Here is a 21,238-nt window from a genome sequence, read left to right as displayed (position 1 = left end):
CCAATTCATTTGTTTCAGAAAACCATATCCAAGGAAACTGGAATACCCCTGCACAATATCCAGGCCATCACATGAAATCACCCGACTCCCTCGCAATCGTTTCCTGATCTGAAATGCTGTGCGATAGGAGAACCATTATGACCGATCATACTGCCATCCGCGGCCCTTTCCTGACATTCCACGCAGACCCGTTCACGGTCGACCCCATGAATGCTGTTACCTATCAGTCTGACGGTCTGATCCTGTGCACCGGCGGAATCATTACTGCAGCAGGCGCCTGGAATGATCTGAAAGATCAACTTCCAGATGATGTCATGGTCGATCATTATCCAGACTGTCTGATTTCCGCCGGGATGGTGGACACTCACGTCCATTACCCGCAGCTTCCTGTCATCGCCTCCTATGGCGAGCAGCTTCTCGAATGGTTGGAAACCTACGTTTTCCCTGCCGAAGCCCGTTACGCCGACATCACCTATGCTCGTAAAGTCGCCCGAATCTTCCTGAAGGAACTCCTTCGCGTCGGCACCACGACTGCAGCTGTGTACTGCACGGTTCACCCAGAGTCCGTAGACGCCTTCTTCGAAGAATCCGAACGCCTCAACACCTGCATGATCGCAGGGAAAGTCCTGATGGACCGGAACGCTCCAGACAATCTGCGAGATACAGCCCAATCAGGCTACGACCAGTCCGCCGCCCTTATAGAACGCTGGCATGGTCGTGGACGTCAGCTCTACGCCGTAACGCCCCGTTTTGCTCCGACCAGCACGCCTGAACAACTTGAGCTGGCAGGCTCGCTTCTGGCCACACAGTCCGATCTGTTCATGCAGACCCACCTGCTGGAAAACCAGTCTGAAATCAAATGGGTTAAAGAACTGTTCCCAAACCGGACATCCTATCTGGATGTATACGATAAAGCTGGCCTGCTACGCCCACGCGCTATTCTGGCACATTGCGTACACGCTCATGAAAAGGACTTTCAGCGCTGTTATGATACAGGCTGTTCAATCGCTCATTGCCCAGGCTCGAACCAATTCCTTGGAAGTGGATCTTTTCCACTGTTCAAAGCCCTAAAACCGGAACGCCGCATCAAAATCGGGCTTGGAAGCGACGTAGGAGCGGGCCCTTCCCTGTCGCTACTTCAGGTGCTGTCAGACGGCTATAAAGTCGCGCAAGGCCTGGAAACAAAGCTGCATCCCGCACAGGGTCTCTGGCTAGCCACAGCAGGCGGTGCCCAGTCCCTTGGGTTGGACAACCAGATCGGCGCCATCAGGCCCGGCCTGCATGCTGACCTTTGCGTGTTTGACCCTACGGCCACACCTTTAGGAAAAATCCGAACCCAGACAGCCGAAAACCTGTCAGACATTCTGTTCGCCCTGACCATGCTGGGCGACGATCGAAGCGTGCAGGCGACCTATGTCGCTGGACAGAAACTCCATATCCGGAACTGATTCCCGGCCGACAATCATGCCAAGCCACCTGAGAAAGCGGAGTTCTCCCCTTTCTCAATCCTCAACAGACAATCCCATAAGAATACGCTCATCCGGCAAGTCTGCTGGAACAATCTCAGCATCCGGATCAATGGCCAATGTCCGTCGAACATTGAACAGCAGATTCAGGAAAATCGCTGACAGTGCTCCAAGCGTAATCCCGCTTCCGAACACGATCTGTGCCCAGACTGGGAACGTATCCGAAATATGGGGCTGCGCTGTCGCCAACATTCCAAGACCGATACTGGTTCCAACAATAATGACATTGCTTTGACGGTTGAAATCCACCCGCGTCAGCGTCTGCACGCCAACAACCGCCACCGTCGCAAACATCGCCAGCGCCGCGCCACCCAGCACAGGTGATGGAACAGCCGCCACAATTGCCCCGAGCTTTGGCAGGCACCCCAGCAGCATCATGATGACAGCCGCAGACGCCACAACCCAGCGACTTTTTACGCCCGTCATCCGAACCAGACCGACATTTTCCGCAAAGCAGGTATAGGGAAAAGAATTGAAGACCCCGCCTAGCAGCGTTGCAATCCCATCAGCCCGCAGCGTCCGCGCAATATCCTCGCGGGTAATGGTTTTCCCAACGATTTCACCCGTCGCATAAACATTGCCGATCGTCTCCACCATGGTGATGACCATAACGATCACCATGGAGAGGATAGGTACGATATGGAAAACCGGCGTCCCGAAAAAAAACGGCTGCGTAATGGACACGAGCGGCGCAGACGCTACACCCCCAAAATGCGCATCCCCCATCAGCCAGGCTGCCAACGTCCCTATACAAAGCCCGATCAACACGGCAATTGTTGAAATAAATCCGCGGAACACACGTTGCACGACCAGAATGCTCGCCAACGTCCCCAACCCGTAGCATAAACTCCGTAGCGGAACCCGATCCTGCACCAGACCGGGACCATGGCCGGATACGATGTCATTCGCGGCTACCGGAAGAAGCGCCAGACCAATCACGAGAATGATCGACCCCGTCACCACAGGCGGAAAAAATCGAACAAGTTTTGCAAAATGCGGCGCTAGCAGCAGCGTCACAATACCCGCAACTATGACAGCCCCATAGATCGACAGCAGCCCTGGTGTTCCACCACCAACAGCAGAGCCAATGGCGATCATCGGCCCAACCGCCGTAAACGTTACTCCCTGCAACAGAGGCAAACGAACACCCACCGGACCAAACCCGACAGACTGCAACAGAGACGCAATCCCACAGGTAAAAAGGTCCGCATCAATCAGATGAATCAGCGTTTCCTGTGGCAAATGCAAAGCCCCCGCCACAAGGATCGGCACAATCACCGCGGCTGAATAAAACGCAAGAATATGCTGGAAACCATAAGCCCCCAGACGCCAGAGCGGAAGCTTCTCATCAACCGGATGCACCGCAGAAGAATCAGAGGCCATCAGATCTCAACTTCCACGGTAGGTGGAATATCCGTATGGCGCAGCAAGCAGAGGAACATGCGCATGCACGCCCTCCCCCAGACCGAACACAATCGGGACAACATCCAGAAAAGGCGGATCAGACAGCACATGCCCCGCCGCCCGGAAATACGCACCAATCTCGAACTCCAGACGATAGGTGCCGCGCTCCAGCGGGATCTCCCGCAAAGCAGGACAGCGCCCATCGTGGTCCGTCACGCCTTCGAAAAGAACAGCGTCTTCCTGAAAAAGACGGAAAGCCACCCCAGCCGCCGGACGACCCGAAACTGTATCCAGAATATGCGTGGATAATGAGCTCATGATGTCACCAGATCTTTCAGTCTCAACCCTGCAATCGCATCAATCTGCGAGAGGGCTTCCTTCAGCTCCGCCTCGGGCGTCCCGCCCAGACGACGTTCCATTTCATCCATGATGACCGTCTTCGCCACCTGACCCGGCGCTGCAACTTTGCGCACGCAGATCACAAACGGCATGGAAAAAGCCTTCCCATAGGCCGCATTCAGCGTCTTGAAGCGCTCGTATTCCACAGGCGTCAGACGATCCAGCCCGGCAGAGGCCTGCTCGGATGCGGACTCCGCGGTCAGATCCGGGTCAATTCCCGCGCGATGCCCAAGCTCAGGATGCGCCCGAACCAGTGCCAACTGAGCCTCCTCGCCCGCATTCCGCACAACGTCAGAAAACGTCGCAAGCATGGCGTCCACATCCGCAAATGGCCGCGCTGCCAGAGCCCCTTCAGCCACCCAGGGCGAATGCTCGTAAAGTCCACCAAACGTCTGGACGAAAACATCCGGCGTCAGACCATTCACATCAGAAATCTTCATGCCGGATGCACACTCATCCAGTGCCGGGCAATATCAAGCCGGGACGCAACCCAGACATCCTCATGGGACGCCACATGTTCCAAAAAACGCTGAAGCGCCAGTGCACGCGCAGGCTTACCGGCCAGGCGGCAATGCAGCCCAATGGACATCATACGCCCCCCTTCCGCATACAGCATGTCAAACGCATCCCGCAGATACCGGAAGAACTGCTCGCCCTCGGTAAAACCATTGAGCGCCGCAAACTTCATGTCATTTGCATCAAGCGTGTAAGGCACGATCAACTGCGGCTTGCCATGGGTACGATCATAGTACGGCAGATCATCCGCATAAGAATCGGCATCGTAAACAAAGCCGCCGTCTTCCACGACTAGGCGGGCAGTGTTCGGGCTGGTACGGCCCTGATACCACCCCAACGGACGCTCCCCGACCACTTCGGTATGAAGCGCAATCGCCTCACGGATATGCTCGCGCTCCACGTCTTCCGGGAAATCCTGATAATCAATCCAGCGCAGACCGTGCGTGGCAATTTCCCAGCCGCTTTCCTTCATGGCCGCCACCGCATCCGGATTGCGCGCCAAAGCCTTGGCAACACCGAACACGGTTGTGGTCATGCCAGCCTTTTCAAACAAGCGATGCAAACGCCAGAATCCAGCGCGACTCCCGTACTCGTAAAGGCTTTCCATCTGCGCACAACGCGCGCCAACGATGGATTTCGTCCCGACCATTTCAGACAAGAAAGCCTCAGACCCTGCATCTCCATGCAGAACCGAGTTTTCAGCACCCTCTTCATAGTTGATGACGAACTGAACCGCGATCCTTGCACCATTTGGCCACTTCGGATCAGGCGGCGTTCTGCCATAACCAATCATGTCACGGGGATAGGTATTCGTGCTCATCTGTGCTGCCTCATCAAACCGTTGGCGGATCAAGGCTAATCAGTTCTTCCGTGTCATAGGACAGCAGACTCTCCAGATGCTTCTCGCCATCCTCAACAAACAGATCACGCGCAATACCGCGTGTCAGCTTCTCAACGCCAAAGCGCATACCACTGATGGACGCCCCTGAAAGACCCATGCTGGGCATGGATGCAAACGTAAAGTTGTAGATTGCCGCCAGCATCGGTGCCTTCGGATCGGCCGGATCTTTTGGCAAAAACTGGAAACGCTGGCCCAGATACGGATGGCTGGACAGAAGCGTGCTTTCCTCTCCTTCCGGCGGCGTAAAATGATCGCTCCACAGCATCACGGAATCCGCAAAATCCTGTGTCTCCGGACGATGCTTCAGATCAATCGAGAAGCCTGTTCCGATAATAAGGAAGTCGAAGCGCATCTCGCCATTGGGTGTTTCCATCACGACCTCGTCACCGTCCATCCGCGCAGACGTCCAGGGCGCACCCGGATGGAAAGCGAAATTCTCATGCTTGCGGCAGCGCCAGAACGTATCCTGCGGCGGCGGCTGGTTTAGATTGTAGATGCAGCGCATGAAGCGCCAGCGGGTCAGGTCCGGCAGTTCTGAAAAATGTGCAAGAAAGCCTGCATTTTCCATCCAGCGATACGGGTTGATCGCTGGAATTTTCGTACGGCGCAGACACAAATCCACACGCCCCACACCGGATTCCAACGCCGTCGCAGCATTGTCAAAAGCAGACGCACCAGCACCCAGAACGCCGATCCGCTTACCCTTCAGGGCTGCGAAATCAATATCTTCATGCGTATGAGCATAAACCGACTTCGGAAGGTTCTTCGAAATAAACGGCGGGACAAACCATGTGCCACCACCATCAATCCCCGTAGCCAGAACCATCCGACGCGCCCAGCGCTTTGTCTCGACACCGGCAGCATTCCGGAATGTCAGACGCAGCAAACCGTCTTTCCATTCCACATGTACCAGTTCCTGATCGTTGACGACCGGCAGCTCAAGCGTATCACGCACCCAATCCAGATAAGACTGCCAGTCGTGCCGCGAAATCTTGTCGAGCGACTGCCAGGCCTCCTTGCCATACCGCGCTTCATACCAGGACTGCGGCGTCAGATTGGGAATACCCAGATCCGGCCCCGTGACGTGTTTTGGCGTCCGTAGCGTAATCATCCGGGCAAACGTCACCCACGGGCCTTCCCCACCCTTCGATGCCCGCTCGAAAATCTGCACATTCGTCACACCCTGACGACGCAACCCGAAACAGGCCGTCTGACCGCCCTGCCCGCCGCCGATAATGGCAACGTCCAGAACGTCTTCGCCATCTTTCTGAACCGGAATATTCCAGTTTCCCGTCGCATACCTGATCTTCGCCAGATCCTCATGAACCTGCGCCGAAAGGGTGGCCAAGCCGTCAGTCGGGGAAGGAGAACGTGTCATGAGCATCTTATCCTAAAGAACAGGCACAGGATCGTGGTCTTTCATAAAAAATGACCAGAGTTTCTTCCTGTGTCAAAATGACAGGCTTCACCTGCCTCTCTGAAGAGTTTCATAGAGGGGTATTCTCGTATATCTCAGAAAAACGTCCCTGCCGTTCTCGAAAAAAGAGCGTATCTCCATGCCGGTTTTTTCACGCTTCCTCCGTTACTTCCTGTCCGTTGCCCAATACGGCTCGATCCGGAAGGCCTCCGAACATCTCCGGATCGCGGCATCTGCCATCGACCGGCAGATCCTTCACGGTGAGGAAGCTCTCGGCACCCCGCTTTTCGAGCGCCTGCCCAGCGGCCTGCGCCTGACAGCCGCCGGCGAGCTTCTCTATACAAACGGCAAACAATGGATGCGGGAAATGCAGGAAGTCCGCACACAGCTTGAAGACATGCGCGGATTAAGACGTGGCCAAGTCGATATTGCCCTGCCAGATGCTCTGACGACCGGCTTCCTCCCGCGCATCCTGAAAGACCTGCGCAAAAGCCACCCCGGCATTACAATCTGCACGCATGTTCTGGACAACGCTGTCATTCAACAGGCACTCATCAGTGGAGAAGTGGACTTCGCACTCCTCCTCAACCCCACACAGGCCCGTGGCCTGCTGGTTCGAACCCATATCGACTACCCGCTAGGCTTCATATGCCTGCCAGATCATCCGGTCGCTCAACAAAAAAGCGCACGATTTAGCATCTGTGCAGAATATCCGATGGTCATGCCTCAGCAGCCACTCGCCCTGCAAAGACAAATCGAAATTCTGGAAATCGACAGCAATGTCAGCGTTCAACCGGTCGCCGCGTCCGACAATATCCAGATGATCAAGTCTCTGGTTCTGGAAGGTGTGGGATTGGGAATTCTCAGCATGCTGGACGTCATGAAAGAAGTAACAAGCGGCGAACTGGCGTTCGTTCCCATTTCTAACCGGGATGTCTCCCCCCTGACGCTCGCTCTTTGCGTCGATCAGGCCCGCCAGCTTTCCGGCGCCGCACGGTTGGTCATTGCCGAGGTCGAAAAAACATTCCTGGCGCCATTGGAAACATAACACCTCATCACGCTGAACGGCAGGTCAGCCTCCGCGTTAGGAGCGACAGGCACACGCCAGCATACATGAGGAACAGACAATGTTTTCCTTCAGGACACTCTCTGCCGCAGCCTTGATCTGTACTCTGGCAGGAGGCTCCGCCCTCGCGCAGACGGGCAACGACGTTCGCATCATTCCGGGCGCCGACGCCGTAGCTTGGCAACCAGCACCGCCCATGTTCCCAAGCGGAACGCGCATGTCTTTCCTCTATGGCTCCGCTGATAAGGCTGGACCATTCACCCTGCGCGTCATGATTCCGGCAGGATCTGTCATCCCGCCCCATACTCACAATATGGACGAAATGCTGACTGTTATCGGCGGCAGTATCCACCACTATATCGGTCCAGCGATCACAACAGATCAGGACAAGGTTCTAACGGCAGGCGGCTTCGTTCATCTCCCTCCCAATGTCCCTCATGCGCTTAAAGCCGGAACCCAGGGGGCCATCGTGCAGGTCTCTGGCACAGGTCCATTCACCATGACCTACGTCAACCCGCAGGACGACCCGCGTCACACCAACCGCTAAACCACAAAAAAGCCCTGCTCCCGAAGAAAGCAGGGCTTTTCCCGTTACTGATCCCAACCGAGCAATCAGTGACCAATAATATCCAGAACCATACGCGGCGTCAGGATCTGGGGCAGAACAACTTCCGCACCATGCTTCGGCGGATAATACACATACAGTGGCACGCCATCCCGTCCATGAGCCTTCAGATAGGCCGAAATACCGGCGTCCCGGTTCGTCCAGTCTCCTTTGAGATAAGCAACATGCCGTTCGGAAAACGCCTGACGAACGGATGCAGTATCCAAAGCCACACGCTCGTTCACCATACAGGTGATGCACCAGGACGCTGTCATATCCACAAAGACAGGCTTTCCGTCAGTCCTCAGATCAGCAAGGGCCTTGTCCGAAAACGGCTGAATAAGATTATCCGCAGAAGTCATTGTCGTCGAAGCAGCGGAAACCGGCTCGGCCAGACTCCGCGCCAGGACACCCCCGCAGACAACCATGCACAGCACAGCCACAACCCGGCAGAACAGGACCGTTCCGCGCCCACCTTCACGCATCGCCCGATGCTGCCCCATTCCATAAATCCAGGCGGCAAAACCCAGCAGCACCAACCCACCGCCAGCAACCACAACGAAATTCGTGCCACGCTCGATCGTCGCAACCCACAGAAGCCACACACAGGTCGCAAGCAGCGGGAAGGCCAAAGCCTGTTTCAACACACCCATCCAGGCCCCCGGCTTCGGCATCCGGGAGGCCAACCCCGGAACGCTCGCCACAAGAACATAAGGCGCGGCCAAACCAAGCCCCATCGACAGGAACACGAGAAGCCCCATCAAAGGCGGTCCGCCCAGGGCTCCTGCAATGGCAACGCCCATAAATGGTGCGGTACAAGGTGTTGCAACAATCACAGCCAGAAGGCCCGTCAGCATATCACCCGCATGACCTGCGCCATGAGGATGCAACTGCGCCAGACGCCCTGCACTGATTTCAAAAACGCCCAGCAGATTGAGCGCCATGCCGAACAGCAACCAGCAAACACCCACCACAAACCCGGCAGACTGGAACTGGAAACCCCACCCCGCCGCAGACCCTGCAATGCGCAGCCCGATCATGACGATCCCAAGAGCCGCGAAAGCCCCTGTTACGCCCAGCGTGTAAAAGAACGCGCTCTGAAGATGCACACTTCGCCCTACTCCGCCCATTCTGGCCAGAGACAGGGCTTTCATGGCCAGAACCGGGAAGACACAGGGCATGAGGTTCAGGATCAGGCCACCGATGAAAGCAAAAGCCAGAACCCGTAACCAACCTGCACCTGTCGGAACGGCATCCGCAGACACAGGCGCGGACGAAGTGTTCGGAACGGCCGCAACCGCACCAACTGTTTGACTTGCTGAAATTTCGATCGGACTTTCCTGTCCCGCCTCATCTTTCAGAACGACCAACCCTTTAAGGGGCTGATCACGATGAGCCGTCTTCAGGAATTTCAACTGCAAGGACAGCAGTCCGTCTTTCACCTTGAAAGGCTGAGATGCGACCTGATCGATTACCCCTCCCTCAGCAGGCAGGAACCACGCATCGGAAACCGCCGCAGAAGACAGACCTTTGCCCTCCAGCGTCAAAAGTCCATCCGCAGACACTTTCGCCTCGAACGGGGACGGAATTGGCATCTTCGCATCAACAGCCTGAAACAGACCCGCCTGTGCCCCAGAAGGGGCCGCCCCTTCCGCAGCGGGAAGATTTAACGTGAAGTCACCACTTTCGGGAATGCAGACTTCCGCGCAGACAAGCCATTCAGCATGGGCGTGCAGCGTCGTTGGTCCTGTCCCCTGCAGGGCCAGATCGGCAGGCAGCAACACATCTCCGACATAAGCGTAGGACATAAGACCGCCCTCGCTCAGACGCACAGGCATCGGCCAGTGAATCGTGGATGTCTTGCCGGTCGCGCTGCCCTGCGCCGTCACATCGAGTGTCGGTGTGTCGCCTGCATCGCCGGGATTGAGCCAGTATGTGTGCCAGCCGGGCTTGAGCTGAAGTCTCAACCCAACCCGCAGCTTCTGATCCGGACCAACGGCATCCCTGTCCGTGACCAGCGTTGCCGTATCATTGGCAGAAGCCACCGCAGGGCTTTCTGCCGCAAAAGACGGCTCACTGGTTCCCAGACCACATATCCCTACCGCTAGCAGGGCCAACAGACTTAATACGCGACGCAAGGCAGTCTCATTCCCTCAGGATAAAACAGGACAGCCTGCATAACACTCTGTGTCAGAGAAAACAGCGCCTTTTCGTAAAACAGGACCAATTAAATCCTGTTTTACGTCGTCTCCCTCAGGGAATCAGTTTTTCAACCCGCAAACGTTCGAACAGATCGAAGAACGAGTCCGGCGTGTATTGCCACCCCTCAAACCCCGCCAGACGGCTCTTGGAAAGATCCGTCACACACTCGACAGGCCGCCCCAGATCCGCATCCGTGTGCCAGGCGGAAACAAGGCGATCCATCCGCCCCTCAGCCAGTCCATACGTCTCACTGATCTGCGCCCAGAGTTCTCCATCCTGAGACAGGATGTCTTCAAGAGATGTCGCATGACCCGGATAAGGCGCTGCTTCCAGCCCGAACCAGGCCGCCAAACGTGGCCAGAGCCACTTCCAACGGAACACATCTCCATTAACGACATTGAACGCCTCATTACGGCCGCCTTCAGACGTCGAAGCCCAGAGCAGCTGTCGCGCCAACTGACGCGCATCTGTCAGATCGGTCAGGCTGTTCCACTGAACATCGGAACCCGGGAAGACAAACGGGCGCCTTGTTTCACGGCAGATCGTCGCATAAACGGCCAGCGTGCTGCCCATGTTCATCGCATTCCCGACCGCATAGCCGATAATAGTGTGCGGACGATGCACGCTCCAGGAGAAGCCATATTTCTCTGCCGCCGCATACAGCACGTCTTCCTGATCGTAATAGAAATTCGCCAGCGGAAGGCGTGGCATCTCTTCACGAAAAGGCGTCTGAGGAGGTTCACCGGAAGCATAAGCCTCAAAGGGGCCAAGATAGTGCTTCATACCAGTTGTCAGCGCTGCATGTTCCAGCTTTTCCGGAGCATGAAGGGCCTCAAACACATTCCGGACCATCGCTGAATTGACCCGGCAATTCTCTTCTTCCGTCTCCTGTCTAAGCCAGGAGCAGAAGAAAACATGCGTAGGCGTCAAAGTCTTCAGGGCCAATTTCAGATTTTGCAGATCCAGCAGATCCGCCGCAATCGGCAGAACACCCGCCATGTCATGCCGGGGACGACGGGCCAGCCCATAGACCGTCCAGCCTTCTGCCACGAGACGGGCAGCCAGATTTTGACCGACAATACCTGTCGATCCAACAACAAGAGCAATCCGGGACATCAGGGTCTCCTCTCCGGAAAAGTGGTTCGCCCCTCCATTTGACCCCTTGGCGAATAGACTTCCAGACGGCACCGTATTGTGCCCTGGATACCAAAAGGTTCCCATAAAATGACCCGTTCGCTGCCCGCACACTACCGACAGGCCCCCTTCGACGAAGACTGCGCCCCAAGAAGAGTTTTGAGACTTTTCAGCGGAAAATGGACCACCATGATCCTTCACACGCTGCATCTTCTGGGTGGCCATTCCCGCCCCGGACAGCTTCAGCGCAGCATCCCGGGCCTCTCAAAAAAAATGATGACCCAGACCCTGCGAGAACTGGAAGACAAAGGACTCGTCAGCCGCCAGATCCACCAGATCATGCCCCCAAACGTGGACTACAGCCTGACACCGCTCGGGAAAATTTTCGTAGAGCCTATCGAGCAACTTTATCTCTGGGGAATCGACCATGCCGATGCCCTCGAAGCTCTTGAAGCAAACGAGCGTCTGGCTGGCACCACAACAGATCCACTGGAAGCAGCAGAATAGAGCATCACGTTTTGGACAGAAGGCCCTGTCCTGTGGCACTCCTGCTGACAATGGTGCGCGCAGACGCGACACACCCGTTTCCCTTTCCCCGGACTGCTCCGGCTCCACGGTATACAAGGACATTCCAGAGCGATGTGTTCCCCTTCACGGCCCGCTCCGTCATGGACACCCCTTCGAAGGAACCACCATTCCTTCATGGCCTTCCTGATCTTTCTGACGGCTTTGTTCGCGATCCCTTCGGCTCACGCAGAAGCACCAGCCACCAAGACTGCACCTCAGGCCACCACAACGGCTCCGCTCTCCGCGCAGGAAGCACAACAGCTCCTGAATGTTCTGAACGACCCCAAGCAGCGTGACGCCTTCACACACACGCTGTCCCTCATGGCTCGCGGCATCAAAGAAGCACCTGCGGCCAGCGCGCCATCTACAGACACGAAAACACTTCCGGAAGTCTCCCCGGAAATCGGCAACGGATTCAACAGTGTCCGAACCCAGTCCATGGGGTATGTCCACAACTTTCTGAATCTCTTCAAAGATCTAGGTCTCGTTGGACACTGGTTTCGCACGCAGCTTTCTACCCCCGAAACACGCGCGCCAATCCTCCATGCCTTCGGAATTGCCTTCATTGTTATCGCCTGCGGGCTTGCCGTAGAACGTGTCGTCGCGCTGATGCTCCGAAATCCGCTGCTGGCAACCACCCAGCAGGCACAGGCACAGGAAACGCGCAACGCTCGCCAGCCCCTCGAAACAGACGCGGAAATTACAGCGGAAGCCCCCACCAGCAATTCAAGCCAGACCCGCGCGGAAGACCAGCGCAGACAGGTGGAAACCCTGCGCTTTCTGGCCCGTATCCCCTATTCTTTCCTCCATCTCGTTCTAAAAACTGTGCCAGTTCTGGCTTTTTTAGCCGTGACCGTTCCTTCCATTTGGGTTCTGCCCATCAGTGACCGCACAGCAAACGTTATCCTGACACTGGCCTATTCCTACGCTGGTGCCCGCGGTCTTTACCTTCTGGTTGAAACAGCATTCACACCCCGCTCACCAACCATTCGCCTTCTTCCCGCCAGCAACCCTACAGCCTTCATGGTCACCCGCTGGTGGAATGTTCTGGTTGCGGCCCCCGCTATCGTCATCTGCCTGTCGGAACTGGGAGCGCAATTCAATCTGACCCCACGCGGTACGGACGCCATGATCCGTGGGGTGGTTCTGGTTGAGCATATCCTGATTGCCGCCTTTATCTGGCGTATCCGGCACATTGTCAGTCGTGCCCTTCAACCCAGCACACTTGGCAAGAAAACCGGCATGTGGACCGTCATTGCCGCCATTACCCGGCTGTGGTGGGTGCCAGCGATGTTCCTGGATATTTCCCTCTGGATCGTCTGGGCTGCCCATCTTCAGGGCGGCTACGCCTGGATTCTGAAAACAACCGGAACAACCATTGCCGTTCTGGTGCTTTCCCGCCTTGGCGCCGTTCTCGCCTATGGCCTTCAGGACCGTTTCTTTCGGGTCAACCCGCAGCTTGAAGAACGCTTCCCCGAACTCCAGAAGCGGGCAGACCGCTACTATCCCGCAGCACGCGCCATTCTGACGGGCGCCATTCTGTTCCTGACTCTCGTAGCCATGACGGAAGCCTGGGGGCTGCCAACTTTTGGCTTCTTTATCCGTAATGCGTTGGGACGACGCCTGACCGACACGGTTCTGACTCTGCTGATTGCCGTCACCGTTGCTGCAGCTATCTGGGAAGTGGTCAATCTCGTTCTCAACCACCAACTGACGTCCTTCGAAACATCCGGTCAACGCTCCCGCGCAACACGCCTCCGGACGGTTCTGCCAATCATCCGTACAGTGCTTCTGGCCATCATCATCATCATCGTCGCCGTCACGACCCTGTCCCAGATCGGGATCAATGTCACTCCGCTTCTGACAGGTGCCGGTATTCTTGGTGCAGCGATCGCCTTCGGCTCCCAGAGCCTTGTGAAGGACTTCATCACCGGCTTCTTCATGCTGGTGGAGGACGCCATTCAGGTTGGCGACTGGGTCACCACAGGCGGCGTTTCAGGCACTGTGGAAAATCTTTCCATTCGAACCGTGAAAGTGCGTGACATCACGGGTGATCTGCACATCATCCCGTTCTCATCCGTATCTTCAATCGCCAATACGGCCCGTGGTTACAACCAGATCGTCATCAAGCAACAGCTTGACCTGTCCGAAGATCTGCCACGCGTCTCAGCCATCATGTCCAAAGCTGTTAAGGAAATGCGCGCCGATCCGGTCTTCGGCCCAATGATCCTGTCTGACTATACAGATCTCGGCGTGGACCAGAGCGATAGTGGCGGCGCAACCTTGATCGGCAGCATCCGCACGACACCCATGATGAAATGGAAAGTCAAACGCGAGTTCAACCGTATCGTGACGAACCGTTTTGCAGAGGAAGGCGTCAAATTCTACACACCCACCGCCTACACCACGACGCCCCCCGGCAACGCCATGCAGTTTCATGTTGCCAATGACACTGGCCCTCAGCCAACTCCCGAGACTCCGTGACACGACAAAACGGAAATGCCTCCTTCAGAGACATTTCCGTTTCTGGTCTTTTTCAGAAATTCGGGAACAGTGTGACGGAAACAAGAGACAGGTAAAAGAGCACTGCCAGAAGAATGTGGCAGACATAGAGTGGTGCAACCAGATAGCCCTGCTTCCGCGCCCAACTCATCAGAACACCGAACGCTATCACGGCAATCGCAATCGCGACATTCAGCATAAGTCCCCGCTGCCCCTGGACCAGCGCGATCATCATAAAAATTGAACCAATCAGTGCAGCCCCAACATGGATTGGCTTCATAACCCGAAGCGGCCGCCGCCCCTGCAGGACATTGATCCCCAGCCAGGTTCCTGCAATCACCGCGACAGTAAAGCACAATGTTGAAATACCCAGCATCACCAATTCTCCTTCGTGACATATACCGGCCATAGTAGCGGATTGGTGATCAGAAAGATCGCAAGTGTTCGTGTATGCCGTATTCTATAATACTTTCAGCTTTGAGAACCGGGAACATTGGTGCCTGTTCCAGTCGGAAGATAGGGCGCAATCAATGCAATTTCAGCAGCCGTAAGCTGTATCTCCGCTCCCCGAAGCAGATCATCAACCTGGTCCGGGCGCCGTGCCCCAAGAATTGCTCCCGTAACCTCGGTTCGACGCAAAACCCATGCAATGGCAATGGCTGCAGGTGTGACCCGATGTCTCTCAGCAATCTGGCGGAAGACATCTACCAACTTAAGACACTGACTAAGACGCGACTCCTGAAAATCTGCACTTCTCGTCTTTCGCCAATCATCATCAGGAAGAGCCTGAATCCGCTCATTGGTCATCTTTCCGCTCAGAAGACCCGATTGCAGAACCGAATAAGGGAGAACACCAATATCCATGGCTGCGCAGAACGGCAGAATCTCCGTCTCCACATCCCGCATCAGCGCTGAATAAGGTGGTTGCAGGGAGGCAAGGGATGTTACGGCCAAGGCACGCTTTAACTGCGGCACATCAAAATTAGAAACCCCAATCGCCCGGATTTTTCCTGCGGCCTTCAGGTGATGCAAAGCCAGCAGAGCATCTTCCAGACCTTCATCCGGTCCACCCGGTGGAAAAGAGGGCCAATGAATCTGGTACAGGTCGATAGCTTCCGTTCCCAGCCGCCGCAAACTGTCTTCAACCTCCCGCCTCAGCGATGCTGGCGCAAGAGAATGCGTAATTTCCCGAGTCTTCTCGTCCCAAACCAGACTACCTTTGGTAAAAACCAGCGGACGGCGGGATGGCGGGAAGCGTTTCAGCAGTTGCCCGACAACTGTCTCCGCATGGCCAAGACCATATACAGCCGCCGTGTCGATCCAGTTCACACCCTGATCTACGGCATATTCCAGCGTTGCCAAACTATCCGCATCATCCTGTGCGCCCCAGCCGAACTCCCAACCAGGACCAGCAATCGCCCAGGTACCAAGGCCAATGGCCGAGATTTCCAATTCGGACGTTCCGAGTAAGCGGCGTTTCATAACAGGCTTCCGTTTCATGTTCGAACGTCACTGTCTGCAAAACCCACTGTCCTGATAAGCCATTGTCTCCTTCATGAGTTCATGAATACCATTCATGAATGAAACCAGATTTTCATGAACTAGATATTTTTATTGACGTCGCCCGACAGCGGAGTTTTCGCAAAGCCGCAGAGTTGCGCAACGTCTCTCCCTCAGCCTTAAGCCACGCCATCAGATCGCTGGAAGAAAAGCTGGGCCTGCGTCTCCTCAATCGCACCACCCGCAGCGTGATGCCTACCGAGGCAGGAGAACACCTTCTCCAAACGCTCCGGCCCGCCTTCCAGGATATTGATCAGGCCATACAGGATCTGCGCATCCTGCAGGATACACCCACAGGCACTTTACGAATCAATGTCCCGCGCCCTGCCGCACGTCTGCTCGCAATGCACTTTGCAGAGTTCAGCCTTCGATATCCCAGAATCAGTCTGGAGATTGTCACGGAAGAACGCCTGATAGACATCGTGGCAGAAGGCTTCGACGCCGGTATCCGATTTGGTGACAGCGTAGCCGCCGACATGATTGCCCGTCCCGTCGGGCCACCCCAACCTTTCGTCGTCGTTGCCTCACCCGCCTATCTGGCTCGCAAGGGTACGCCCGTCTCCCCCCGTGACCTGAAAGACCATCTTTGTATCGGACGACGTTTTCCAAGTGGCCGATGCTATGCCTGGGAGTTCGAAGAAAAGGGCACTCCGTTCAGTATCAGGGTCCCATCATCCCTCATGGTTGATGATGACGACCTTATGCTCGCTGCCGCCATTCAGGGAGCAGGATGCGCCTATGTCTATGACGCTCTGGCACAACCAGCGATGATGCAGGACAAACTCCGCCCAATCCTGCGAGACTGGCTTCCTTCCGCAGAACCATTCTTTCTGTACTACCCAAGCCGCAGACAGATTCCGAAAGCCCTGAGAGCATTCATCGACGTCCTGAAAAACCCGTCTTTGCCCACCACACCATAAAGAAGCCAGCTCAGACAGATCGCACCCTGAAAACAAAAAGGGAGGCCGAAGCCCCCCTCTCAGATCACCGTAGAATACCGGTGTGACCAACACTATAACGACCCGGCTGCGGCCAGACCGTCAGGCCATGCGGTTCAGCACCAACCGGAATTTTTCGGACAGCCCCCGTATCGGTATCAATGGCATACACCACATCGTCGAAACGGCCGGACAGCCAGAGCAGCTTTCCGTCAGCACTGACATTCCCCATATCCGGGCTGCCCCCCCCCGGAATCATCCAGGTCTTGATGACCTTATCCGTCGCAAAATCGATGATGGACACGCCACCCGGCCCGCCGCGCTTGCCATGAATACGGTGTGACCCACGGTTCGCCACATACATCACCTTGCCATCACGGCTCGGATACAGACCATGCGTGCCAATCCCCGTCGGGATAAAGCCAGTCTCCGTGAAGGAATCACCGTCCACGACAAACACACCATCGGCCATCATGTCCGCAACGTAGAACTTGTGTCCGTCCGGAGCCGTCAGAATGTCCTGCGGCATTCCACCCTTGGACAGCTTCAGCATCCCGATCATCTTCAGGTTCACCGTATCGACCTTGGCAACATAACCGCCAAACTCACAGGTGAAGATCGCGTACTTGCCATCAATGGAGAAGTCCGCGTGATTGACGCCCTTGCATTCTGGCGTCTCGACAGAACCCTTCAGTTCCATCGTGTGCGGATCGCGGAAATCAAGCCGCTTATGCGCTTCAGCAACCGTGATGGCATACTTGCCATCCGGCGTGAAATACATGTTGTACGGGTCATCAACAGCGACATTCGGACCTGGCTTGGTCGTCGCCGGATCAATCGGCGTCAGAGAGCCATCCGGGCGGCCTTCACTGTTGTTCGTCACCCACAACGTCCGCAGATCCCAGGACGGAACGACATGCTGCGGCGAGCGGCCAACCGGATAAGTGTCGACAACCTGAAAGGACACCGGATCAATAACGGAGACGCTGTTTCCACGCAGGTTCGGCACATACACGCGCGCCGGATCATGAGCGATAGCCGGGGAGATGTGGGACGGCGTGGTCTCACTATAGATATTGTGCGGATCAATTACGGCTGGCATGCCCGGAATGGTCTGCACCGCATCTGAAGCAACTGCTGAAGCCGCTGCAGGGGTCGAAACCGGCACCATCGCAGGCGGAGCAGCAGGAGCAGCCGGTGCCGGAGGCACAGAAATCGGTGCACTTGCATCCGCAGGAGCCGTGGTCTGGGCGTGAGCCGCAGAGGCTCCCAGCAGCGTCAGCGCCGCCAGCAGGGGATTTTTGAAGTTCATGGATGGCTCCTGTTGAAGGACTGAAGTGCCGTTACAGCGGTGCGTATCTGCATCTCAGTACCGATACGCCCCAGCGCGGCTGTAGCCTGCCGGGGGTCACCGCCATAGACACCATCGGCGGCACCGGGTTTCGGGGCGGTTCTCAGAGCGTCCTGACGTACCAGGGACGGGTCGACCGCCAGCATCAGAGATGTATCGCTCAGTTCCGCATGTAGTCCCACCTCCGCCGCATGGCCCTGTGCTTTCAGGGCGTCAGCATATTGATGGGGAATAACCTCGTAGTAATCACGCAGATCCAGAACAGCCGCCTGACCTTTCCAGCGTTTGTTCAGATCCTGCGCGACGTGAGCCATGGAAGCCTGATAGCCACCATGGTCTCCAAGCAAAATGATCTTCCGAAAGCCCTGAACCCGGAAACTCTCCGCAGCGCCCCTCAGCAGCCCTTCAAATACAGCAGCAGGAACTGAAATCGTTCCCGCAAAACGCATATGAGAGGTACGAGGGTCCGTCGATCCTTCCGGCACATAGGCCACGACAGGCGCCACAAGGGTATGTCCTGCCTGTCGGGCAATCTCGTCAGCCAGAACCTGTGCACGAACATTATGCTTGCCCACAGCCATGTAAGGGCCGCTCTGCTCGGTCCCACCGACGGGAATAATAACGGTATCCGTCCCGGACTGTACGGCACGGTCAATCTCAGTCCAGGTCTGGCACGCGAATTCAACCTGCCGCGCAGTCCCGGAACAGTGACCAGCATCCTGTGCAAAAGCAGAAGAGGCAGCGGTCACTCCAAGCCCAAGCATCATACAAACCGGGCGAAACAGACGGGCAATGACAGGCATGAAGTCGGCATCTCTGAAAATGGCTGTCTTTCCCTACTCCATGTCGGGGGATGTTTTCCAGAGCACTGCGTCTTTTCGCTGCCGGAAGATACAGTATAAAAGGCGCCATGCCCTTTCCTGTTTCCTACGACCCGGACGCGGTCGATAGCGCCGCCCATCTGATTCAAATCGCCCTGACGCCTGTTTTCATGCTTTCAGGCATCGGTACACTGATCAACGTGTTCAATACACGCTTGGCACGCGTGGCTGATCACCTGGAAGACGTACGCAAACGACTGTCGACGCCCCCTTCTGACACAGACACGCCAGATCCGTTTTATACGCCCGAGCGTCTAGCGGCCCATGAGATCAGACTCCACCGGCGAATCTTCGTTCTGGATGCCGCAATCATGCTGAATGCAATCGGCGGAGCCTCGACCTGCGGGGCCGCAATGGCTCTTTTTGTCGGTTCTTTACGTGATGCAAGTACATCCACATGGCTGCTAGCCTTTTTCGGCATAGCTCTCGCCTGCACTGTCGGGGCACTTTCCTTCTTTCTGGCAGACACTTTTTTGAGCTGGCACGGTCTCCGCAGAGACCGGCTTTCTCTCCCGCACCCAAACGCAAAATAAGACCAGACGCAATTTTATTGCGCAAATAAGAGCCCTTTCTGGATTTTGGTGTCAGAGAAATCCAGAATAAGTGGAATAGAATACATCTCCACTGATAACGAAATAGTCATATTTGAACAGAAGTTAGTCCATTCTCGCCAAATGTGGAAAAGTTCTGGCAAAGGTTCATGCGTCAAACGCAGAGCTGATCCTGCATCTTCATTTATTGCCTTGCAGGGCACTTCTGGAGTTTCTCCCGTCCCACGCCACCAACGGCAAGTAAAACGGAGATAACTTCCATGACGTCCATGACACTGATCCACCTGATCGGCCTTCCAACCAGCCTTCTCGCCGAATTCTCAATGATTGCTTTCGTGCCTGTGATCGGCGCTCTGATGATCGCTACAGTTGCTGCTGACCGCGTTTCTTCCAAAGGCTGATGTCTCACGCTCAGCTCTTTCGCTGCCACAATCAGTGATGCACTGACAGATAGGAGTCTGGATCCAGTCTGCGTCGCCAGATATCACTGACCCAGCAGCCCAGAATTCCAATCATCATTCCCACTGACGTGGACCCGACCCAATGTGACGGCAGAAGAGCCATCAAAACGCCTGCACAGCCGGCAACGGTCCAGTTCAATGTCCCGATCAGGGCAGACGCTGCTCCAGCCTGATGTCCGTGATGTGTCAGAGCCAGAACACCAGCATTCGGCCCAACAAATCCCAGACACGTCGTCGTGCAAAAAATCAGCGCACACAGCGGCCAAGGATTCTGCGGGCCAACCACCCCAAGAGAACACACAAGCACACCAAGAAGCGTGAAGGTCAGTACGGCCATCATTCCGTATTCCATCACCCTGGTGAACAGGAATCTGTGCGCCATCCGCGCATTGATTTGCGACCCAAGCACAAATCCAACCGCATTCAGACCAAAAAACATGGCAAAGAGACGCGGCGAAAAATGCAGTATCCCTTCAAAAAGGGCTGGTGCATTGGAAAGATAGGCAAACATGGTGAACGTACCGAAGCTCGCCACCATGGCCGCTGAACAGAATAGAGGTTCGGTAATCAGATCCCTGTAACGGGCAATCACCCCCGTAAAAGGAAGTGCGAAGCGCTTTTCAGGTGGGAAGGTATCCGGCAGCAGGAACCATGTCCCCAGAAAAAGAAAAATGCCAAACCCGGCGCCCACCCAGAAAATCAAACGCCACTCACCAAGATCAAGAAGAAAGCTTCCAATTGAAGGTGCCAACAAAGGCCCCAGTCCGAAAATCAGCATCAATTGAGACATCAGCTTGACGCCAGCAGTCCCCGTCGCGACATCACGCACCATAGCCCGTGGCGCGACAGACGTCGTTGCGCCTCCCATGGCAGCAATAAAACGCAGAACGCAGAAAAGATGAAAGTTTGTAACGACAGCCAGCAGGGCTGAAGCAATGACATAAACCACCAGTCCGAGCAGCAGAGGCAACTTCCGACCATATCGGTCACAAAGTGGCCCAAGCGTGAACTGTCCGATAGCCAGCCCAACCAACCACGCCGTCAATGTAAGCTGTGCCGAGCCCGCCCCTGCCCCCAGATCATGCTCCAGCATGGGAAATGCAGGCAGATACATATCTGTTGAAACAGGCCCCAGAATGAAAATCAATCCGATCAGAATTCGGACAATCGGGGAAAGAGTCCCCACAGGGGTATCAGGCTTGGAGAAAGCGGACAAAATCGCACCATGTCTGGGCAAGGCAAAAACAGGAAAGCGGGC

At 55.8% G+C, this 21,238-nt stretch carries 20 protein-coding genes; 8 read left to right on the top strand and 12 right to left on the bottom strand.

The window, feature by feature from the left end:
- Window positions 1–137 precede the first annotated feature (137 nt).
- Complete coding sequence (guaD, locus tag J4P41_RS07735; RefSeq protein ID WP_426066670.1) at window positions 138–1,448, top strand: guanine deaminase; 1,311 nt, start codon at window positions 138–140, stop codon at window positions 1,446–1,448.
- Window positions 1,449–1,502: 54 nt separating this feature from the next.
- Here guaD and J4P41_RS07730 read toward each other — a convergent pair whose 3' ends face one another.
- From J4P41_RS07730 to J4P41_RS07710, 5 genes are read right to left on the bottom strand one after another with little or no spacing between them, the layout of a single operon-like run.
- Complete coding sequence (locus tag J4P41_RS07730; RefSeq protein ID WP_426066669.1) at window positions 1,503–2,909, bottom strand: nucleobase:cation symporter-2 family protein; 1,407 nt, start codon at window positions 2,907–2,909, stop codon at window positions 1,503–1,505.
- A gap of 6 nt (window positions 2,910–2,915) precedes the next feature.
- The gene (uraH, locus tag J4P41_RS07725; protein ID WP_426066668.1) at window positions 2,916–3,248 is read right to left on the bottom strand and encodes a hydroxyisourate hydrolase; all 333 of its coding nucleotides are present in this window, start codon (window positions 3,246–3,248) and stop codon (window positions 2,916–2,918) included.
- Window positions 3,245–3,769, bottom strand: a complete 525-nt coding sequence (gene uraD / locus J4P41_RS07720; RefSeq protein WP_426066667.1) for a 2-oxo-4-hydroxy-4-carboxy-5-ureidoimidazoline decarboxylase — start codon at window positions 3,767–3,769, stop codon at window positions 3,245–3,247. Before uraD ends, uraH begins: the two co-directional genes overlap by 4 nt.
- Window positions 3,766–4,665 carry an allantoinase PuuE gene (gene puuE / locus J4P41_RS07715; RefSeq protein WP_426066666.1) on the bottom strand — a complete coding sequence of 300 codons (900 nt, stop codon included), beginning with the start codon at window positions 4,663–4,665 and terminating at the stop codon, window positions 3,766–3,768. The genes uraD and puuE overlap by 4 nt, the downstream gene beginning before the upstream one ends.
- Before the next feature lie 13 nt (window positions 4,666–4,678).
- Complete coding sequence (locus J4P41_RS07710; protein ID WP_426066665.1) at window positions 4,679–6,130, bottom strand: SidA/IucD/PvdA family monooxygenase; 1,452 nt, start codon at window positions 6,128–6,130, stop codon at window positions 4,679–4,681.
- A gap of 172 nt (window positions 6,131–6,302) precedes the next feature.
- On the opposite strand from J4P41_RS07710, the gene J4P41_RS07705 reads away from it, so the two are divergent.
- On the top strand, window positions 6,303–7,211 hold the full coding sequence (locus J4P41_RS07705; RefSeq protein WP_211568001.1) for a LysR family transcriptional regulator: 909 nt from the start codon (window positions 6,303–6,305) through the stop codon (window positions 7,209–7,211).
- 79 nt (window positions 7,212–7,290) lie between these two features.
- A complete protein-coding gene (locus J4P41_RS07700) occupies window positions 7,291–7,776 on the top strand; it encodes a cupin domain-containing protein (RefSeq protein ID WP_415573796.1) in 486 nt (161 codons plus the stop codon).
- A 65-nt stretch (window positions 7,777–7,841) separates the two neighbouring features.
- On the opposite strand, the gene J4P41_RS07695 is transcribed toward J4P41_RS07700, so the two are convergent.
- Both J4P41_RS07695 and J4P41_RS07690 read right to left on the bottom strand, forming a co-directional pair.
- Complete coding sequence (locus J4P41_RS07695; protein ID WP_426066784.1) at window positions 7,842–9,950, bottom strand: protein-disulfide reductase DsbD family protein; 2,109 nt, start codon at window positions 9,948–9,950, stop codon at window positions 7,842–7,844.
- Window positions 9,951–10,086: 136 nt separating this feature from the next.
- Entirely contained in the window at window positions 10,087–11,151 is a 1,065-nt protein-coding gene (locus J4P41_RS07690; protein ID WP_426066664.1) for an SDR family oxidoreductase, read from the bottom strand.
- Between the two features lie 108 nt (window positions 11,152–11,259).
- Between J4P41_RS07690 and J4P41_RS07685 the strand changes: the two genes are divergently transcribed.
- Window positions 11,260–11,676, top strand: a complete 417-nt coding sequence (locus tag J4P41_RS07685; protein ID WP_026017526.1) for a winged helix-turn-helix transcriptional regulator — start codon at window positions 11,260–11,262, stop codon at window positions 11,674–11,676.
- A 195-nt stretch (window positions 11,677–11,871) separates the two neighbouring features.
- The gene (locus J4P41_RS07680) at window positions 11,872–14,220 is read left to right on the top strand and encodes a mechanosensitive ion channel family protein (protein WP_426066663.1); all 2,349 of its coding nucleotides are present in this window, start codon (window positions 11,872–11,874) and stop codon (window positions 14,218–14,220) included.
- Window positions 14,221–14,272: 52 nt separating this feature from the next.
- Here the strand turns inward: J4P41_RS07680 and J4P41_RS07675 are convergent, their stop codons facing one another.
- Window positions 14,273–14,614, bottom strand: coding sequence for a hypothetical protein (locus J4P41_RS07675; protein ID WP_034880755.1), 342 nt, complete (start codon window positions 14,612–14,614; stop codon window positions 14,273–14,275).
- Window positions 14,615–14,709: 95 nt separating this feature from the next.
- Window positions 14,710–15,720, bottom strand: coding sequence for an aldo/keto reductase (locus J4P41_RS07670; protein WP_426066662.1), 1,011 nt, complete (start codon window positions 15,718–15,720; stop codon window positions 14,710–14,712).
- 98 nt (window positions 15,721–15,818) lie between these two features.
- Between J4P41_RS07670 and J4P41_RS07665 the strand changes: the two genes are divergently transcribed.
- The gene (locus J4P41_RS07665; RefSeq protein WP_426066661.1) at window positions 15,819–16,718 is read left to right on the top strand and encodes a LysR family transcriptional regulator; all 900 of its coding nucleotides are present in this window, start codon (window positions 15,819–15,821) and stop codon (window positions 16,716–16,718) included.
- Window positions 16,719–16,782: 64 nt separating this feature from the next.
- Here J4P41_RS07665 and J4P41_RS07660 read toward each other — a convergent pair whose 3' ends face one another.
- Window positions 16,783–18,048, bottom strand: a complete 1,266-nt coding sequence (locus J4P41_RS07660) for a YncE family protein (RefSeq protein WP_062503767.1) — start codon at window positions 18,046–18,048, stop codon at window positions 16,783–16,785.
- Entirely contained in the window at window positions 18,045–18,890 is an 846-nt protein-coding gene (locus J4P41_RS07655) for a creatininase family protein (protein WP_426066660.1), read from the bottom strand. The genes J4P41_RS07660 and J4P41_RS07655 overlap by 4 nt, the downstream gene beginning before the upstream one ends.
- A gap of 107 nt (window positions 18,891–18,997) precedes the next feature.
- Here J4P41_RS07655 and J4P41_RS07650 point away from each other — a divergent pair, with 107 nt between their 5' ends.
- Window positions 18,998–19,501: a DUF2721 domain-containing protein gene (locus J4P41_RS07650; RefSeq protein WP_010503108.1), complete on the top strand. Its 504-nt coding sequence runs from the start codon at window positions 18,998–19,000 to the stop codon at window positions 19,499–19,501.
- Between the two features lie 278 nt (window positions 19,502–19,779).
- On the top strand, window positions 19,780–19,920 hold the full coding sequence (locus J4P41_RS07645) for a hypothetical protein (protein WP_016737900.1): 141 nt from the start codon (window positions 19,780–19,782) through the stop codon (window positions 19,918–19,920).
- 31 nt (window positions 19,921–19,951) lie between these two features.
- Here the strand turns inward: J4P41_RS07645 and J4P41_RS07640 are convergent, their stop codons facing one another.
- Window positions 19,952–21,166: a multidrug effflux MFS transporter gene (locus J4P41_RS07640; protein WP_023944193.1), complete on the bottom strand. Its 1,215-nt coding sequence runs from the start codon at window positions 21,164–21,166 to the stop codon at window positions 19,952–19,954.
- Window positions 21,167–21,238 lie beyond the last annotated feature (72 nt).

Source organism: Gluconobacter sp. NFX36 (genome assembly GCF_049887835.1).
GTDB classification, from domain to species: Bacteria; Pseudomonadota; Alphaproteobacteria; order Acetobacterales; family Acetobacteraceae; genus Gluconobacter; species Gluconobacter japonicus_A.
The sequence above is the reverse complement of the archived record's forward strand: the minus strand, read 5'-3'. Positions and strand labels throughout refer to the sequence as shown.

What these genes read in the sequence shown, in the direction of transcription:
- J4P41_RS07655 (WP_426066660.1), bottom strand. Translation starts at nt 18,890, where the DNA reads ATGCCTGTCATTGCCCGTCTGTTTCGCCCGGTTTGTATGATGCTTGGG.
- J4P41_RS07650 (WP_010503108.1), top strand. Translation starts at nt 18,998, where the DNA reads ATGCCCTTTCCTGTTTCCTACGACCCGGACGCGGTCGATAGCGCCGCC.
- J4P41_RS07660 (WP_062503767.1), bottom strand. Translation starts at nt 18,048, where the DNA reads ATGAACTTCAAAAATCCCCTGCTGGCGGCGCTGACGCTGCTGGGAGCC.
- J4P41_RS07705 (WP_211568001.1), top strand. Translation starts at nt 6,303, where the DNA reads ATGCCGGTTTTTTCACGCTTCCTCCGTTACTTCCTGTCCGTTGCCCAA.
- puuE (WP_426066666.1), bottom strand. Translation starts at nt 4,665, where the DNA reads ATGAGCACGAATACCTATCCCCGTGACATGATTGGTTATGGCAGAACG.
- J4P41_RS07690 (WP_426066664.1), bottom strand. Translation starts at nt 11,151, where the DNA reads ATGTCCCGGATTGCTCTTGTTGTTGGATCGACAGGTATTGTCGGTCAA.
- J4P41_RS07670 (WP_426066662.1), bottom strand. Translation starts at nt 15,720, where the DNA reads ATGAAACGCCGCTTACTCGGAACGTCCGAATTGGAAATCTCGGCCATT.
- guaD (WP_426066670.1), top strand. Translation starts at nt 138, where the DNA reads ATGACCGATCATACTGCCATCCGCGGCCCTTTCCTGACATTCCACGCA.
- J4P41_RS07665 (WP_426066661.1), top strand. Translation starts at nt 15,819, where the DNA reads ATGAAACCAGATTTTCATGAACTAGATATTTTTATTGACGTCGCCCGA.
- J4P41_RS07645 (WP_016737900.1), top strand. Translation starts at nt 19,780, where the DNA reads ATGACGTCCATGACACTGATCCACCTGATCGGCCTTCCAACCAGCCTT.
- J4P41_RS07700 (WP_415573796.1), top strand. Translation starts at nt 7,291, where the DNA reads ATGTTTTCCTTCAGGACACTCTCTGCCGCAGCCTTGATCTGTACTCTG.
- uraD (WP_426066667.1), bottom strand. Translation starts at nt 3,769, where the DNA reads ATGAAGATTTCTGATGTGAATGGTCTGACGCCGGATGTTTTCGTCCAG.
- uraH (WP_426066668.1), bottom strand. Translation starts at nt 3,248, where the DNA reads ATGAGCTCATTATCCACGCATATTCTGGATACAGTTTCGGGTCGTCCG.
- J4P41_RS07710 (WP_426066665.1), bottom strand. Translation starts at nt 6,130, where the DNA reads ATGCTCATGACACGTTCTCCTTCCCCGACTGACGGCTTGGCCACCCTT.
- J4P41_RS07685 (WP_026017526.1), top strand. Translation starts at nt 11,260, where the DNA reads ATGACCCGTTCGCTGCCCGCACACTACCGACAGGCCCCCTTCGACGAA.
- J4P41_RS07730 (WP_426066669.1), bottom strand. Translation starts at nt 2,909, where the DNA reads ATGGCCTCTGATTCTTCTGCGGTGCATCCGGTTGATGAGAAGCTTCCG.
- J4P41_RS07675 (WP_034880755.1), bottom strand. Translation starts at nt 14,614, where the DNA reads ATGCTGGGTATTTCAACATTGTGCTTTACTGTCGCGGTGATTGCAGGA.
- J4P41_RS07680 (WP_426066663.1), top strand. Translation starts at nt 11,872, where the DNA reads ATGGCCTTCCTGATCTTTCTGACGGCTTTGTTCGCGATCCCTTCGGCT.